Raw genomic sequence first — 16,913 nt, forward strand, 5'->3', positions numbered from 1 at the left:
AGGTTTCGTCGGCGTCAGTTGTCGGCGCGTAGCTGGAACTTGAGAACTTTGCCGGTGGGGGTGCGAGGAAGGTCGAGCGGGAAGACGATGTCGCGGGGAACCTTGTACCCGGCCAGCAAAGTGCGGGTGTGCTCGACGATGTCTTCGGCGGATGCCTGTAATCCCTTGCCCAGCACCACGAATGCCTTCGGGCGCTCGCCCCACTTCTCGTCCGGAACGCCGACGACTGCCACGTCGATCACCGCGGGGTGACTCATGATCGCCTGCTCGACCTCGACGGTGGAGATGTTCTCGCCGCCTGAGATGATGATGTCCTTCGCGCGGTCCTTGAGCTGGATGTATCCGTCGGGATGCATGACGCCGAGGTCGCCGGAATGGAACCAACCACCGGCAAATGCTTCGGCTGTCGCGGCCTCGTCGCGGTAGTACCCGAGCATCACGTTGTTGCCGCGGAGCACGATCTCACCCATGGTCTGGCCGTCGGCGGGGACGTCGTTCATCTCGGCATCGACAACGCGAGCATTTTCGGCCTGCACCATGCCGACTCCCTGACGAGAGAGAAGTGCGGCGCGCTCGGACTGCGGCTTGTCGTCCCAGGCTTCCTGGTATTCGCAGATCGTGTAGGGGCCGTATACCTCGGTGAGGCCGTAGACGTGAACGACGGTGACACCGATGTCTTCGAGTTTTCCGATGATCGTCGGTGACGGGGGAGCGCCGGCGGTGGTGATGCGCAAGGCGTCGACCTTGTGGGCCTGGTCTGCGTCGGCGATGGTGGAGCAGACGGTAGGAGCGCCGCACAGATGTGTCACGCCCAGATTGTCGATGGCGTCCCAGATCGCATCGGCGCGGACCGCGCGCAGGCAGATGTGTGTGCCCGCGGCCTGAGTGACGGCCCACGGCGTGCACCACCCGTTGCAGTGGAACATCGGCAGTGTCCACAGATACTTCGTCGCTCCGTCGAAGCCGTTGTGGAATGTCTCGCCGAGCGAGTTCAGGTACGCCCCGCGGTGGGAGTACATGACGCCCTTGGGTTTTCCGGTGGTACCCGAGGTGTAGTTGATGGCGATGCACTGCTGCTCGTCGTCGACGCCCCAGTGCAGTGGCTGATCGGAGAGAGCTTCGCCTTCGGCAATCAGATCGGCGTACTGCCCGGTGACGATTCCGGTGGGAACGTCCGGATAGGGGACGGTGGAGTCCGGGATCTCGACGATCTCACGCAGGCTCCCCACGTTTGCCTTGGACGAGGTGACCGAACCGACGAATTCGGAGTCCACGAACAGGATCGTGGTTCCCGAGTGATCGAGAATGTATTCGAGTTCGGGACCGGCGAGGCGTGAGTTCAGGGCGATCAGGACCCCGCCGGCGAGGGGGACGGCAAAATGCGCGAACAGCATCTCGGGTACGTTCGGCGCCAGGTATGCAACGCGGTCACCGGGCTGAATGCGTTCACGCAGGACGCGGGCCAGAGCCGCGACCTCGTCACCGAACTCTCGGTACGAGTAGGTCCGGTCGCCGTGAACGACGGCGGTGCGCTCGGGGAACACCGCGGCGCTGCGCTCGAGAAAGCGCAGCGGACTGAGCGGGGTGTTGTTGGCTGCGACAGCTGTCGGGACAGACACGGTTCCTCCGAAGGCGACGTGGCACGGTTGGTGTCACGATAAGTGTGATCGGCACTACAAATGGCCTGGATGCACGCTATTGCCCAGCCAAAGGTGCCGCTACCCTCTGAATTGGGTACGTGGAGGTGAGAGTGAGCAGGGTACTGAGACCGAGCGACGACGACGCGTTGCGCGCCGAACTGCGTCGGCTGCACCCCAAAACCGAGTTGCCGGTTCTGTTCGGCGGCTGCGTCAGCGACCGGTCGCTGACCATCACCGGTCACGTCGGCACGCGCAGCAACATCCTGCGAAACCTGCGGATCGACGCCGAATGCGGACTCGGCGGTCGGGCGATCGCAGAACAACGACCGGGCGCGGTCCAGGACTACGCGAACTCGTCGCACATCACTCACGACTACGACTACGAAGTGGGCACCGAAGCGATCGAATCCTTGATGGCAGTCCCGATCGTCGTTCGCGGGGTTACTCGCGGAGCGATCTACGGAGGACTGCGTGCCAACCTGCCGATCGGCGACGTGATCGCAGAGACGATGATGCGATCGTCGTACGCGTTGGCCCGAGAATTCGAGATTCGCGACGAAGTGGATCGTCGGGTGGCGATGCTCGATACCGCTGCGGTGGAACATGGTTCGAACCGCGATGCCCAGATATCCGAAGGGTTGACCGAGAGCGTCCTGGCGCTCGGCGAGATCGCGGCGAACCTCGAGGACATGGCTCTCAGCGCGCAGGTCCTCGCGGTCGAGGCAAAGTTGCGGTCGTTGGCGTCGCCGAAACCTTCCGCGAACACTCCAGTCGCGAACACCGTTGTCCTGTCGCCACGCGAGCGGGAGGTGATGGGGTACGTCGCTCTCGGACTGCGCAATGCCGAGATCGCCGAGAGGTTGTCCCTGAGCGTCGAAACGATCAAGACGTACATGAGGAATCTGATGGGAAAACTCGACGTCCGCAGTCGTCACGAAGCGGTCGTGGAAGCGCGGCGGCAAGGTTTGATTCTGTGAGGGCTTGATTCTCTGATCGGTCCCGCCAAGCGGAATTTCGGAACTGCGTCGCCACTCCGGTTGATATGACGGACCTCACTATCGGCAGAGTTCGACACGAGTGATGAGGGCATCGATGCAGGATTTGTTCGACAACAACGACATGACCGGCCTGGCCGAAGCGATCAAGAGCGGCGACGTCTCCGCCAAGGAAGTCCTCGAGTTCAGTCTGGACAGGCTCGACGAGCGCAACCCGGCAGTCAACGCGGTGATCAGTGAGCGCCGAGAGGAAGCGCGCAACGAGGTATCAGGCGGCCTGCCGGATGGTCCACTGCAGGGCGTCCCGTTCGTGATCAAAGACCTCGGCATGGACGTCGCAGGATTGCCGAGCACCAATGGATCTCGATTGTTCGCCGACGCTGTGGCAGAAAAAGATTCGACGCTCGTCGAGCGCTACCGCCAGGCTGGTCTGGTTGTCATCGGCAAGACGAACACCCCGGAGTTCGGCAAGAACGCGAGTACCGAACCTGCGCTGTTCGGACCCACCCGTAACCCTTACGCCCTTGATCGTTCGCCCGGCGGATCTTCGGGTGGCACGGCTGTAGCTGTTGCCGTCGGGATCGTGCCAGGCGGGCATGCCAGCGACGGTGGTGGATCGATCCGTATTCCCGCATCGGCCTGCGGCCTGGTAGGCCTCAAGCCGAGCCGAGGACGTACTCCGACGGCACCGGCGCGCACGCTCTTCTCGTCGCCGATGAGTGTTCATCACGCGCTCACCCGAAGTGTCCGCGACACTGCGCTGCTTCTCGATCTGTCCGCCGGGCCGACAGTGGGCGATCCTTACGTGATCCTGGCGCCGAAGCGGCCGTACATCGAGGAAGTGGGTGCCGATCCCGGACGGTTGCGGATCGGTCTGAGTAACGCTCTTCCTGACGGCACACCGGTGGACCCGGAGTGCTCGGCCGTCGCGACCGGTGTTGCCGGCCTGCTCGAAGAACTCGGTCACGATGTCACCGAGAGTGCCCCGAACTTTCCGCTCGATGCGCTCACTGCCGGGCTGTCGGTGTTGATGGGCATTCCGATGACGATCGAGGTCGACGAACGACTCGACGCCCTGAACCGCGCGATCCGCGACGACGACCTCGAGCCGATGGCGCGGATGATCTACGACCGCGCGAAGTCCGAAAGTGCGACGAACGTCGTCAAGGCGCTGCAGGAACTCGAGCGGGCCGCCCAGGTGATCGGTGCGTTCTTTGTCGATCACGACCTGTTGCTGACTCCGACGATGGCTCGGCCGGCAGCTCCGCTCGGTCTGCTCGATACGGCGAATCCTATGTCGATCTGGGAGCATTCGGCCGGGTACAGCGGCTTGACCAGTCCGTTCAACAGTTCAGGTCAGCCGGCGATTTCCTTGCCGATGGGTCATGACTCGGCCGGCGTTCCGATCGGCGTGCAGTTGGTCGGCGCGTTCGGCCGTGAAGATCTGCTGATTCAGGTTGCGTCGCAGCTCGAAACAGCCCGTCCGTGGTCCATTGCGCCGGTGTGGCCGCCGGTCCCGGCGTAGCGCGCGGTCGTCCGAGCCGGGGAGGACGTCAGGCGATGATGCGAATCGGCCACTGGCCGTTCACATCTGCCACGTCCCTCCCTTGGCTGAGAAGGTACTCGGCGAAATCGCGTTGCCGCTCTGCGTGCCAATCGGCTTGATCGACCATGAGATCGAGCCCCAGGATGTCGGGGAACCGCACGGCCAACTCGCGGGCCAACGCTGCCGCAGCTTTGGCATCGGCCTCGGCTTCGTGCGCCGACTCCAATGAAATTCCGTAGTGCTCGCACACGGCCGCAAGCGTTCGCTTGCCCTTGCGGAACGTATCCATCGCCCGATCGATCACGTACGGATCGATCACCAACCCCGGAACGAATGCAGGCTTGCCGATGCGCAGACCCTCGGCATGCATGACCGTCAGATCATAGGAGGCATTGAACGCCACGACGGCGTGATCGCGCGCCCAGGAATTGTGCAGAGCCTCGCGAATCTCTTCGTAGCCCTCGGAATAATCCTGGCCGTGTTGCGCCGCGAACTCGGTGCTGATGCCGTGAACAGCCGAGGCGCCGGCGGGGATGTCGACGCCGGGATCGAGTAGCCACGTGCGTGTTTCGACACTCGAACCGTCGATCACCGCGACGCAGGCACTGACGATACGAGCGGTCGACGGATCCCGCCCCGTGGTCTCGAGGTCGAACGCGCAGATCGGGCGATCGGACCAGCTACTCATCGGGGGCCTTTCGGTGCAGAACGTCATGTCCGAATCACTATGCACCTCCCTACCGACACAAACGACGAACAGCCACCTCCGGGGTGACGGTGGAGGTGGCTGCTGCGTGACTGTGTGACGGACCTACAGAATCTCGGTTCCGACCGTGAAGCGATCCATGACGTCTTCGCGCGGAGTCACACCGAAGCCCGGTCCCTGCGGCACGGCGATGTGGCCGTCCTCGATGACAAAAGGTTCGGTGATGTCTTCCTTGTAGAAGCGATCGGACGCCGAGATGTCGCCGGGCAGCGTGAATCCGTCCAGCGCCGCGAGGGCTGCGTTGGCGGCGCGGCCGATTCCGGTCTCGAGCATTCCGCCGCACCACACCGCAATACCGTGTGCCGAGGCGAGATCGTGGATGCGCTTGGCTTCCAGATATCCACCGACACGGCTCGGCTTGATGTTGATGACCGAAGCGGCGCCCAGCGTGATGGCATCCGCCGCATCCTTGGCCGACTCGACCGACTCGTCGAGGCAGATCGGAGTCGAAAGGGACTGGGCAAGTTTGGCGTGCTGCACCAAATCGTCCTCGGCCAGCGGCTGTTCGATGAGGAGCAGTGCGAATTCGTCCAGGCGGCGCAGCAACTGCGCGTCGACGAGGGTGTACGCGGCGTTCGCGTCGACCTGCAGAGGAACGTCGTAGCCGAACTCCTTGCGCACCGCAGCGACGGGAGCGATGTCCCAGCCCGGCTTGATCTTCAGTTTGATTCGCACGTAACCCTGCGACAGATAATTACCGACGGTTTCGAGTAGCTGCGGAATGCTGTCCTGGATGCCGACGGACACTCCCGAGGGCACCCGAGTGCGAGTGGCACCGAGGTACCGAGCGAAAGACTGTCCACGAGCCCGCAATTCAGCATCGAGGATTGCCATTTCGATAGCCGACTTCGACATCTGGTGACCCACGACGTGGTGAAGTACGCTGCCGACCGTCTCGGCCGAGAGCGGCTGATCCGACTGCGACTTACGCAGCGTCGGAACAAGATACTCGCGAAGCATCGCCCGCGCACCAGCGGTGTATTCGGAGTTGTAGTACGGATCGCTGAGCGAGCCGCACTCACCCCAGCCGACGGTCTCCACCGGACCGTTGGGGCCGTCGGTGGTGCCGCTCACTTTCAGGACGAGGGTGTTGCGCTCGAGCTGGGTGCTGAATGACGTGGTGAAGGGGGAGACGAGAGGGATGCGCAGTTCGCGCAATTCGACGGACTCAATGTGCATGGACTTGCTCTTCTCCGGTTGTCTCGCAGATTTTCGTGAACATGTAATAGCCGCTGGGGTCGAAGCCGGTCGATTGCCATTCCTTCGAGGCGATCAGTGGTTCGAGGTACTCGCGAAGCGCGTGTCGCCAGGCAAAGGCAGAGGCGCGGTCGACTGTTCTCAGATGCTCGATGTCTCTGGGTATTCCGACTGCGATATCGACGCAGTCGGGTGGGATCGGGAGCATTCGAGGCGTACCGTCTTCGGTGGGTTGAAGCACTTTGAATGTATCATTCACGGCTACAGTAGAACTCGGAGATCCATCGACGTCGAGGTCCCAACTGACTAGCATACGATCGCTGGCGTCGCCTGCGTTGATTCCGTCTGCCATCGACCCGTAGAAATCCGGGTTGTATTCGGCCGGTTCGGCTCCGAGACGCTGAATGTTGAAATAGGCATTTCGTGCGACCAGTGGATCGAAGGTCCACCGGATCGTCCTGACGCCGCGCTCGATGCACCAGTCTCGCTGATGATGCTTGAGGGCGCGGCCGATTCCCTTGCCTGCGTGTCCCGGTAGTACTCCGGCGATGTGTGAGTGCAGAACCTCGCCGAGAGGCTCGACGAAGAATCCGACGCAACCACCGATCATTTCGCCTTCGGAAAAGGCTCCCACCACGTAGTGACCACCGTGGTGAAGCGCAACCAACATCGCCGTGCCGAAATGAGCCGGTCCGGGACTGGTAGCCCAGATCTCGTCGAAAACGGCGGATAGATCGGCTATTTCGCGGGTATCGACCAGTTCTCGAAACTCAACCGCTTTGCTTTTCGACACGAGGGCCCCCTTCAGACGTGATCGAACGAATAAGGCCCGCAACCAACGCCGTCCTCGGAGCGATTGCGGACACGAGCGCATGCTCGGTCTCGGCGTGTGCACCGCCGCCGACGCCACCGAGGCCGTCGAGGGTGGGGATACCGATACCGGCAGTGAAGTTTCCGTCCGAGGCTCCGCCTACGGCGAGGCCGACGAGCGGAGTCAGATCATGCTCGAGCGCAACGCGTTCCGCCAACGCCAGCAACGGTGCGGACATCGTCGCTTCGAGAGGGGGACGGTTGACGCCACCCGAGACCGTGACTACGGCTGCGGGGTGGATTGCCTGCAGGGCTCGGATATTCGCATCGACGCGCTCCTGCTCGGCAGCGCTGGTCGCGCGCACGTCCACGTCGACGAAGGCTTCTGCCGGAACGGTGTTGGTTGTGGTTCCGGCTGAAATGACAGTCGGGGTGACGGTGGTTGCCTGCGCCGGCGAGGACAAGTCGTTGATCGCGATCACGAGACGAGCCAGTTCTACTGCAGCGTTGATGCCTTTTTCCGGCTCCAGCCCGGCGTGGGCGGCGCGACCGGCAACATGGATCCGATACAGCGACACTCCCTTGCGGACAGTCTTCAGTTCGCCACCGTCACCGCCGGCCTCGAGAACCAGTACCGCGCCTGCCGCAAGTTCCTCGATGAGGGACCGCGACGTGGGTGAACCGATTTCTTCGTCACCGGTCACGAGGAGTGTGATTCCGTCGAGTGCATCGTCGCCGTGCAGCTCCCGGACGATAGCGAGGGCGTGGATTGCCTGAACGACACCAAGTTTCATGTCGAGTCCGCCCGGACCTCGGAGCGCTCCGTCGGTGACGGCTGCGGGCAGGCGTGTCAGGGTGCCGATCGGCCACACGGTGTCATGATGACCGAGCAGCATCAGCCGCGTCGGTGAGCTGCCGAAACGGGTCACCAGATGGGTACGGCCTTCCGTCACTATCGACTCCGGTGTCACGCTGAGTCGTTCGTGGACAAGGTCTGACGTCCACTTCGCGCTGCGGGCAACAGCTTCGAGATCGTGTGACGGCGACTCGACTTCGATGAGTGCGATGGCGTCCTCGAGGATCTGAGGAAGTTGGCGCTCGGCCAGATCGCGGAGAATGGTCATCGGTTGTTCACTCGCGGATACGCGCGGCTTCCGACGTGTAGCAATTGTGTACTCCCGTTGTCGGAGAAAGTGATCCGGATCCAACCTGCTGATTGAGGGAGTCGGGTCCCGAACACTCCAGGGTGAACTTCGATCAGGCTGAGAGAGACGGACTCTGCGCTTTCGGCGGTGACCGAAGGGTCGATGTGATCGGTGCGGCGGGCGGTCAGGGAACCGCCGGTCCTTTCCAAGACGAAATCGGCTGCGGCATCGCGGTACAGGCCGCACAGCGCATCGAGTTCTTCAGGTGAGGACGTGACGCGGGTGTGGGGGTCACCAGGCGAGAATGCCGGTGTCACACTGACGCCGCCTATGGAACCGATTACTTCAGCCAGAAGATCGCCGGAGAGAGCGTCCATTGCTCCACCGTTGGCCATCAGGACCACGGCTAGACCGCACGACGGCACCACTCGCAAGAACGACTGCTGGCCGAGAGTTCCGCCATTGTGGCCATGAGCCAGTACCCCGCCCCAATTATGCAGCAGCCACGTGGTTCCCATGATGTCCGCTGACGACACGTCACCGATCTGGCGGCGCTCCTCGAGCATCGCCAGATGGGTGGACCGCTGAAGCAGAATCGGATCCTCGCGCATCGAATCCTGCGCGAACAGAAGAAGGTCCTCGGCGGTGCTGTTGATGAGACCGGCGGGGCCCATCGAGCGAGGGATGAGGAATTGTGGTGTCTGCTCGAGGTCGTCGGCAGCGCCGACGTGCCCGACTGCAGCGCGGTGCAGTGCCGTCTCCTCAGGCAGGGTCGTGGTTTTGGTCAGGCCGAGCGGTTCGATGATCCGCTCGCGCAGAACCGCGTCCCAACTCTTACCTCGGAGAACCTCGATGATTCGTCCGGCGATCACGAAGCCGGTGTTGCAGTACGACCAATCGGTGCCGGGGGCGAAGAGCTGCACCGTTGATTTCAGTGATGCGACGTATCGCTCGACGCAGTCGTCGCCGCGCCCGCCGTCGATGAAAACGTCACCGTCGATGCCACTGGTGTGAGTCAACAGGTGGCGAGTCGTGACCGTTTCGGTGGCTACCGCGTCGGCAACTGCGAAGTCCGGCAGGATGTTCCGGACAGGTGAGTCGAGATCCAGCAATCCTTCTTCGACGAGCTGCATGATCAGGGTGGCCGTCCAGACCTTGCTGATCGAACCCATCTGGAACAGCGTGTCGGGCGTAGCCGCGACGCCGGTGCGGGTACTGACGACACCAGACGTGACCACGGTGCGGGAGAATCCGCTGCGGGTTGTGGTCAGAATTCCCAGTGAGGCGCCGGGCACCCCGTACTTCGCACTCAGGGTGTCGAGTCGGTACTGCCAGTAGTCGGGATCGACCGTGGTCAGTGCGGGCTTGGGGGAGAGGTGCCGTTCGATCCAGTCGACGAGACGAGTGCTGTACTCCAGTCGGTGGGACGGCCGACCCGTCAACACGAAGGCATGTGACGCGTCCGGGAAAACCACCAACTCGGTCGGGGTGCCGGCCAAACGCAGTCCACCGAACCACTGTTCGGCCTGGTTGACCGGGCAACGGACGTCGCTGCCGCCGTGAAGGATCAGCGTCGGTGTCGTCACCTGGGAGACTCGCCCCAGCGGCGAAAGTTCCTGTACCCGAGATGACTGCGGGTCGAATTCGACCGTCTGCAGCAAGATGCCCTCGTCTGAGGGGCCGGCCGTGTTCGCGATGTCGCAAACGAGACCACCGGCGACTGCGACGGCAAACCGATCGGTGACGGACGTCAGGGCGCACGTCATGAATCCGCCGTAGCTGTAGCCCGTGAGCACCAGTTGCTCCGGATCGGCCATCCCCTCGGTGACAAGGGTTTCGAGCGGTTCGAGCAGGTCGGCACGATCCGCCTCACCCCAGCCGTCCCGCACACCGTCGAAGAAGTCGTTTCCGTAGCCGTCACTTCCGCGCGGATTGATCATCAAGACCGTGAATCCCAGCGCGACCAGTTCCGCGTGGTATGCGTGCATCACGGTGGGCGTTCCGGTCCAGGCATTGTGTGGTCCGCCGTGGACGTCCAGAACCAGCGGGCCGGCGCCCGTGACGTTCGGGTCGCGCAGGATCCAACCCTGAACACGGGTGCCGTCGCTGATGTCGAACCAACGCTCGGAGGCGACTGGAAACGCGACGGAAGTTGTCAGTTCCGTGTTCAATTCGGTGACGGTTTCGACTGCACGAGTCTCGAGGTCGATGACGGCGACCTCGCCGAAGGATGTCGCCGTTGCCAGCGCGACGACGGCTCGCCCGGACGTCAGGGCAAGGCCTGAGACCACTGTCTGCTCGCCGGTGAGAAGTGGTGAGACGGAGCCTGATCCGAAATCGACCTTGTGCAGTTCGGTGGAGCCGTGGTTGCGGATGCAGAAGACGATGTCGCCGTCGGCGGTGAAACTCGGTGCGCCACCGGGATAACCGGTCCCGCCCGGCATGACGTTTCGGTCGAGTCCGGACGTCAGGCTGCGGTCTTCCACTCGCTGGTCGCGGTGCAGGACAAGAAGTTCGTTGTTGTGAATGATCGGTGTGTGCCAACCGACGGCTACGACCGCGTCGCCGGCAGGTGTCCATGCAAGTGGTCCTGCGAGGCCGCGTGCGTGCCCCAACATCCGCGGAGCGGAGGCGAGATCAGTCAGCGATACGGTCCAGGCGGAACTCGCCCGCGTCAGATCGGCGTCGCCGTCCATCGCCGCGGTGAAAGCCAGTTCGGTGCCGTCGGGACTGTACGCGGGATGCGAAGCGTCCCAATCGCCGTCCGTCAGCTGCCGTAGTGAGCCGGCGGCCAGATCGAACTCGAACAAGTGCGCCCGAACGCTGCCCCGGACACCGGATCCGTCGACCTTGTAGTTGAGGCGCTTCGCCACCAAGAGGCATGACGATCCGGCGGCAGTGCGGTCGACGGGGGCGCTGAAGGCGATCCGAGCGCCGTCGGGAGAGAACACCGGTGCCCCCGCGCCGAGCGGGAGCTGCGCCGTGGTGGTCAGCTGTGTTGCCGGGCCCCCGGTGGCGTCGACCTTCCACAGTTGTGGTGTGCCCGAGGAATCCGGCCGAACGAAGACCAACAGCGTCGAAACGGGATGCCAAGCCGGCGAGGTGTCGGCAGGTCCCGCGGTGAGCTGTAGTTGCGGGGAAGCCAACCAGATCGAGTGCTCGTTGGTATCCGCAGCCGGATTCGCTTCGGTACGTACGTATGCAATGCGTCCCGACGCCGATACGGCGATGCTGGTCGGTGTAACCACGGACGCGTAATCCTGGATTCTCGCCGAACGACGTTCTTCGGCACGGGCTACGGCAGCGGGGGAGTCGAGAGTGGTCGGCGTTGTCATTGGAACATCGGCTCCCCGAATGTCGGGATCGCGGACAACAGCTTTGCCGTGTACGGCTCCTTCGGCGAATCGATCACGTCGAGAACCGGCCCGTGCTCGACGATCTCGCCGCCGAGCATGACTGCGACGTGGTCACAGACGTAGCGGATCACCGCCAGGTTGTGACTGACGAACAGAACCGTCAGACCCAGCTGCTTCTGCAGATCCACCAACAGATTCAGAACCGCGCCCTGCACGGACACGTCCAGAGCGGAGGTGATTTCGTCGGCAAGCAGAACTGCCGGTGCGGCTGCCAAAGCCCGCGCGAGGGCAACGCGTTGGCGCTGACCACCCGACAACGACGATGGGTATTCGTGCGCCTTCTCCACCGGCAGTTGGACGGTGGTGAGGAGTCGAGCGACCTCGGCGGCGCGGTCGCCGCGGCTGCGCCGAGCTTTGTCACGACGCTCGGTGGACCGCAGCGCCTCGGCGAGTGACTGGCCGATGGTCATTCGCGGGTCGAGGCACGAGTACGGATCTTGGAAGACCATCTGGATCCGGTGGCGCAGACGAGCCGTCGCGCCGCGGGCGTGAGCGACGTCCACACCGTCGAGAAGGATCTGGCCGGAACTGGGCTCGGCCAGGCCGACAGTTGCTCGCGCCAGTGTCGACTTTCCGGAACCCGATTCACCGACGAGACCGACCACCGATCCGGAGGGGATGTCGAGATTGATGTTCTTGACGGCGTGAAATTTTTTCGAACCGCTACCGAGGTGGACGTTGACGTCACGGAATTCGAGTCTGCTCATCGGATCTCCTCTGCAACAGCCAACAGTTCTTCCAACTCGATGTCGGCGGTGCTCTCCTCGGCGTCGAGGCTCTCCACCTGCCAGGCTTCGTCGACGGTGGCAAGCGGCTTGTCGCGATCGGTGCTCATGGTGGGGACCGCGGCGATCAGCGCGCGGGTGTACGGATGCTTTGCACGGCCGGCAATCAGATCGTCGACTGCGATGTCTTCGACGATTTCGCCGGCAAACATGACGAGGACACGGGTGCACATGCCGGTGATGACGGCCATGTCGTGCGAGATGAGAAGGATTGCGGCGCCGGTTTCTTCGCGAACCTCGTGGAGCAGCCCGAGGACCTCACGCTGAACGGTCACGTCGAGCGCAGTGGTGGGTTCGTCCGCGATGATCAGAGCGGGCTTACCCATCAGACCCATGGCGATCATCGCGCGCTGACGCATACCGCCGGAGAACTCGTGGGGGTACTGCTTCGCACGCCTGGGCGCGTCGGGGATCTTGACGGCGTTCAGTCGCTCGACTGCCGCCTTCTTCGCGTCGGCCTTGCTCATACCTTCGTGGAGCCAACCGATCTCGGCGACCTGATATCCGACCTTGAGAGACGGATTCATGGACGACATCGGATCCTGGAACACCATCGCCATACGTGTGCCGAGTTGGCGGGCAACCTTGCGCGAAGCCGCGTCGTCCGGCCGCTTGCCGTCCTTCATCAGCACGGTGCCGTCGAACTCGATGAGCCCGGCGTCGACCACGGTGGGGTGGTCGGTCAGCTGCGCGATTGCCATGCAACTCAGTGACTTTCCGGATCCGGATTCACCGACGATGCCCACGGTTTCGCCGCGGTGAACTGTAAAACTGATGTTGTCGACGGGGCGACGCCAGTCGTCACCCGCGGGGACTGCGACGGACATGTTGCGGACGGTCAGTACCGCGTCTTCGTCGGTGGGCGCCGAATCGGCCTGGGCAGTTTTCCGGTTGATCGGCTTCCACTTCGGCAGGCGACTGCTGATCGGGCTGCGAACTCCCGCGCCGCGAGCAATGGCCTCGCCGAGCAGCGTGAAGGTCAAGCCGGCGAGCACGACGGCGATGCCGGGGGCGAGTGCGGTGGCCGGGTTGACGAAGATCTTCGACAGACCTTCGTTGAGCATCCGGCCCCAGTCGAATGCAGGCGGCTGAATGCCCAAGCCGAGGAACGAGAGTCCGGCGAAGACCACGAGGCCGCTGCCGACAGCGATGCTGGCATTGACGATGAGTGGTTCACGGATATTGGGGAGAATGTGGCGGAACAGCAGCCCCGGCTTGGTAACCCCGAGGATGCGTGCTGCGTCGATGAAGTCGCGTCCGTTGACCGACGAAGCCAGTGCGTACGTCAACCTCGCGAACGGCGAGGCCAGGGCGAGACCGATGGCGATCACCGCGCTGCCAGCACCCTGTCCGAGAACGACCAACAGGAAGATCGCGAGGAGCAGTCCGGGGAATGCGATGGCGAAGTTGAGGAATGCCACGACCATTCGTCCGACCCAGCGGGGAGCGAGCGTCGGGAGCGTACCGAGTATCAGGCCAATTGTGACACCGAGTGCGACGGCTCCGAGAGCCATGAGCACCGACAGTCTCGCGGCGGTCATCGTGCGGGCGAAGACGTCACGCCCGCCGGCGTCGGTGCCGAAGATGTGCTCGGAACTCGGTCCCTGAGACAGTGCCTTCGGGTTGGCCGCGACAGCGGCGTCACCCCAGATCATCGGTCCGAAGATGACGAGGGCGATCAGAGCGGTCAGGAAGGTGAGGGCCAGGATTCCCAATGGGGTGCGGAACGTTCCGACGATCCAGTGTCGTCGCGGGGGCGTCTTGGGGGCCGCAGTGGGGGCCGTAGGTGAGGTGCTCAACTCAGTTCTCCCGAATTGTGGATCGTGGGTCGATGAGAGCGAGCACCACGTCGACGATGAAATTGATGAGAAGGACGATGGCGCCGTAGATCACGACCAGTGTCTGGGCGAGCGGGTAGTCCTTCTCGGTGATGGACTTGACCAGCGCCATGCCCATGCCGGGCCAGGCGAAGATGCTCTCGATGAGCACGGTGCCGGCAATCAGACCACCCAGGAGGAGTCCGGCGAGCGTCAGCGTCGACGTCATGAGGTTGGGCATTGCATGACGGAAGTAGATTCGTGCCACGGGCATTCGCTTGGCGCGCGCCGTACGGATGTAGTCCATGTCCAACACGCCGAGCGCCTCTGCACGGACGATGCGCGACATCGAGGCGATGGCACCGATCGACATGGCCGCGACCGGGAGGATGTAGCTTTCCGGTCCACCTCGGCCGGCGACGGGCAGAACAGGGAACGTGACGGCAAAGAGGTAGACCAGCGCCGTACCGAACATGAACTCGGGGATCACGGCGATGGTGCCCGACGTTGCGGTGTAACCGATCTCGACTCCGCGTCGTCGACCGTTGCGGGTCAGTGCAGCGAAGATGAGGCCGATCGGAATGCCCACTAGCAGCACCGTGACGACTGTGAGTACAGCCAGTTCGAGTGTTGCCGGTAGGCGGGACGCGATCACCTCGAAGACCGGAGTCCTCAAGGTGATCGAGTCACCGGGATTCCCGCTCAGCAACCCGCCGACGAATCGGAAGTACTGCTGCCACAAGGGAAGGTCGTAACCGAGCTGAGACCTCGTTGTCTCGACCAGTTCGACCGGTGCGTTCATTCCCAGTGCCAACCGAACCGGGTCTCCCGGAATCAGTTGGAGCATCAGGAACGCCGCAGTCACCAGCGCCCAGAGTGAAATCACGAAGGTGCCGAAACGACGCAGAAGATATGTGGGCCAGCTGTCGGACTCGAGCCACTTTGCTCGAGCCTGAGGCGCCGCTTCTGGTTTCGCGGCTTCAATAGTTTGACTCATGGGCTGTCTTTCCGGAGGGCGGGATGCTGGGGCGGGAAGATATTTCAGAGTGGGCGGACGGCCTACTGGTAGAGACGCAGCGCAGAACCGTTGAGCGACTTGCCGAATGAGAGTCCGGCCTTGTTGAAGTACACGTTCATGACGGAGTCTGCGAAGGGCACGGCCGCGATCGTCTTGGTGAGCTCCGACTCGGCGTCGGCCCAGGCGTCACAAGCGTCGCTACCGGTCAGACCGGAAGCCTTGGTGGCTGCTGCTTCGTAGGCGGGGTTGCTGACCGATCCGAAGTTCTTGCCTGCTGCGGGAACCGGCCCGGCAAAGTACGCAGTGAAGGTGCTGGGCAGCGAGGAGTTGACCTGGACCCAGGCGATGTCCCAGGCAGAGTTGTCCTTGCCGCTCAGAATGACGTCGATGATCTTGTTCGAGTCGCCCCCGGTCACCTCGACGTTTGCGCCGAGTTCGGACCACGCCGACTGAGCAAGTTCGGCCGCCGCGTTGCGCGGATCGTCGGTGCCGTCGTACACGAGACGGAGATTGAGCGGCTTGCCATCCTTGCTTCGCTTGCCGTCAGCGCCGGCGGTCCAACCAGCGCCGTCCAGTGTTGCCTTGGCGGCAGTGAGGTCGAAGTCCGGAATGTTGCCTGCGACAGAGTCGTAAACGCAGGCGCGCGGTTCGACGGCGACGAGGCTGGTTGCCCGGACCCCGTGTCCGGCGGTGATGACCTGAGTGAGGTCGTCGAGATCGACCGCTTGGATCAGGGCCTTGCGCACTGCGGGATCGCTGGTGGGATTACTCGCGATCTGGTTGAAGTACATCTGGCCTGCCGGCAGTGGCCGACCGACGGAGTCCAGATTGGCTGCCGCGACGCGGTCCTTGTCCGGACCGGCGATCGGAGCTGCGTTGAGTTCACCCGAGAGCAGCTGATTTGCGGCGGTGCTCACGTTCGGCGACATGGCGGCGACGACCGTCTTGGGGACGCCCGGGGTGTCGGAGGTCGTGCCGTCGGGGCCCCAGTTGTAGCCCTCGCGACGCTGGAACGTGTAGTGGTCGTTGGCGGCAACTTCGGTGACTTCGAACATGCCGGTGCCGAGCGACTTCTTGTTCGACGCTGTCGGATCTTTCAATCCGGCCTCGCACAGGATCGGCAGGCGACCGACGTTGAGAAGAAGGAACGGGCTCGGCGCCGGAGTGGTCACCGTGACAGTGCGCGTTGCAGGATCGGCAGTCGCAGTGGCGCCGGTCGGCACGGAGGACCCGCGCAACTGTGAACCGTTGTCCGGGTTGGCCACGAAGTTGATGTTGTCCGCGACGGTCTGCGGTGTCAGCGTCGATCCGTCGGTACAGGTCACCCCGTCACGGATGGTGAAGGACGCCGAGGTCGGGGTCTCCTCCCACTTCTCCGCCAACCACGGTCCGACTTCACTGGTATCGGGATCCTGGTAGATCAGGTAGTCGTACGCCAAACGCGACAACTCGGCGGTCGCCGAGGCGGCCGACATGATCGGGTTGAGAGCACCCGGATCGGCCTGCAGGGCGAAACGGAAGGTCCCGTCGGTGGCCGGTTCACCGCCACTGGCGCCCGAGGACGTGCCTCCCGAGCCACAAGCAGACAAACACAAGCGTGAGCCCTGCGGCTGCCGCAAGTGTTGGATAGAAGCGGTGTTTCATGGTGCCTCCGTGATGGAGCAGGGGCCCGAGCGAAAAACGTGAGGGCGCGGTTGAGTGTTGACTGCTAAATCTTGGCGCATGACGTGACGCGCATCTCTGTCGATCCTCACGAAAATCGGGTCGATTTTCGTCCG

Annotated in this window: 12 protein-coding genes; 2 read left to right on the top strand and 10 right to left on the bottom strand. The window is 63.3% G+C overall.

Annotated elements, in window-relative coordinates; genetic code table 11:
* Positions 1–14: 14 nt before the first annotated feature.
* Positions 15–1,619 (bottom strand): acyl--CoA ligase family protein, encoded by a 1,605-nt coding sequence (locus ABIE52_RS27375; RefSeq protein WP_030535166.1) that lies wholly within the window; start codon positions 1,617–1,619, stop codon positions 15–17.
* Between the two features lie 131 nt (positions 1,620–1,750).
* On the opposite strand from ABIE52_RS27375, the gene ABIE52_RS27380 reads away from it, so the two are divergent.
* Together ABIE52_RS27380 and ABIE52_RS27385 are read left to right on the top strand one after the other, a co-directional pair.
* Positions 1,751–2,617, top strand: a complete 867-nt coding sequence (locus ABIE52_RS27380) for a helix-turn-helix transcriptional regulator (RefSeq protein ID WP_042452756.1) — start codon at positions 1,751–1,753, stop codon at positions 2,615–2,617.
* A gap of 115 nt (positions 2,618–2,732) precedes the next feature.
* A complete protein-coding gene (locus tag ABIE52_RS27385) occupies positions 2,733–4,160 on the top strand; it encodes an amidase (protein WP_003940167.1) in 1,428 nt (475 codons plus the stop codon).
* 28 nt (positions 4,161–4,188) lie between these two features.
* On the opposite strand, the gene ABIE52_RS27390 is transcribed toward ABIE52_RS27385, so the two are convergent.
* The 9 genes from ABIE52_RS27390 to ABIE52_RS27430 form a co-directional block, all read right to left on the bottom strand.
* On the bottom strand, positions 4,189–4,869 hold the full coding sequence (locus tag ABIE52_RS27390; protein WP_003940028.1) for a 3'-5' exonuclease: 681 nt from the start codon (positions 4,867–4,869) through the stop codon (positions 4,189–4,191).
* Positions 4,870–4,992: 123 nt separating this feature from the next.
* Positions 4,993–6,126: an o-succinylbenzoate synthase gene (gene menC / locus ABIE52_RS27395; protein ID WP_030535169.1), complete on the bottom strand. Its 1,134-nt coding sequence runs from the start codon at positions 6,124–6,126 to the stop codon at positions 4,993–4,995.
* Positions 6,116–6,937 carry a GNAT family N-acetyltransferase gene (locus ABIE52_RS27400; protein ID WP_007731362.1) on the bottom strand — a complete coding sequence of 274 codons (822 nt, stop codon included), beginning with the start codon at positions 6,935–6,937 and terminating at the stop codon, positions 6,116–6,118. Before ABIE52_RS27400 ends, menC begins: the two co-directional genes overlap by 11 nt.
* Positions 6,915–8,078 carry a M20/M25/M40 family metallo-hydrolase gene (locus tag ABIE52_RS27405; protein WP_064443746.1) on the bottom strand — a complete coding sequence of 388 codons (1,164 nt, stop codon included), beginning with the start codon at positions 8,076–8,078 and terminating at the stop codon, positions 6,915–6,917. Before ABIE52_RS27405 ends, ABIE52_RS27400 begins: the two co-directional genes overlap by 23 nt.
* The gene (locus ABIE52_RS27410; protein WP_192712222.1) at positions 8,075–11,434 is read right to left on the bottom strand and encodes a serine hydrolase; all 3,360 of its coding nucleotides are present in this window, start codon (positions 11,432–11,434) and stop codon (positions 8,075–8,077) included. The genes ABIE52_RS27405 and ABIE52_RS27410 overlap by 4 nt, the downstream gene beginning before the upstream one ends.
* Positions 11,431–12,222: an ABC transporter ATP-binding protein gene (locus ABIE52_RS27415; RefSeq protein ID WP_003940215.1), complete on the bottom strand. Its 792-nt coding sequence runs from the start codon at positions 12,220–12,222 to the stop codon at positions 11,431–11,433. Before ABIE52_RS27415 ends, ABIE52_RS27410 begins: the two co-directional genes overlap by 4 nt.
* Positions 12,219–14,099, bottom strand: coding sequence for a dipeptide/oligopeptide/nickel ABC transporter permease/ATP-binding protein (locus ABIE52_RS27420; RefSeq protein WP_225320135.1), 1,881 nt, complete (start codon positions 14,097–14,099; stop codon positions 12,219–12,221). Before ABIE52_RS27420 ends, ABIE52_RS27415 begins: the two co-directional genes overlap by 4 nt.
* A gap of 1 nt (position 14,100) precedes the next feature.
* On the bottom strand, positions 14,101–15,114 hold the full coding sequence (locus tag ABIE52_RS27425) for an ABC transporter permease (protein ID WP_064443748.1): 1,014 nt from the start codon (positions 15,112–15,114) through the stop codon (positions 14,101–14,103).
* Between the two features lie 62 nt (positions 15,115–15,176).
* The gene (locus ABIE52_RS27430) at positions 15,177–16,730 is read right to left on the bottom strand and encodes an ABC transporter substrate-binding protein (RefSeq protein ID WP_354541561.1); all 1,554 of its coding nucleotides are present in this window, start codon (positions 16,728–16,730) and stop codon (positions 15,177–15,179) included.
* Between the last annotated feature and the right edge of the window lie 183 nt (positions 16,731–16,913).

It is taken from the genome of Rhodococcus sp. OAS809 (assembly GCF_040546695.1).
Classification (GTDB): Bacteria; Actinomycetota; Actinomycetes; order Mycobacteriales; family Mycobacteriaceae; genus Rhodococcus_F; species Rhodococcus_F qingshengii.

Bases quoted from the DNA above. Each gene is read 5' to 3' on its own strand.
- ABIE52_RS27390 (WP_003940028.1), bottom strand. From the start codon at position 4,869: ATGAGTAGCTGGTCCGATCGCCCGATCTGCGCGTTCGACCTCGAGACC.
- menC (WP_030535169.1), bottom strand. From the start codon at position 6,126: ATGCACATTGAGTCCGTCGAATTGCGCGAACTGCGCATCCCTCTCGTC.
- ABIE52_RS27425 (WP_064443748.1), bottom strand. From the start codon at position 15,114: ATGAGTCAAACTATTGAAGCCGCGAAACCAGAAGCGGCGCCTCAGGCT.
- ABIE52_RS27405 (WP_064443746.1), bottom strand. From the start codon at position 8,078: ATGACCATTCTCCGCGATCTGGCCGAGCGCCAACTTCCTCAGATCCTC.
- ABIE52_RS27385 (WP_003940167.1), top strand. From the start codon at position 2,733: ATGCAGGATTTGTTCGACAACAACGACATGACCGGCCTGGCCGAAGCG.
- ABIE52_RS27410 (WP_192712222.1), bottom strand. From the start codon at position 11,434: ATGACAACGCCGACCACTCTCGACTCCCCCGCTGCCGTAGCCCGTGCC.
- ABIE52_RS27415 (WP_003940215.1), bottom strand. From the start codon at position 12,222: ATGAGCAGACTCGAATTCCGTGACGTCAACGTCCACCTCGGTAGCGGT.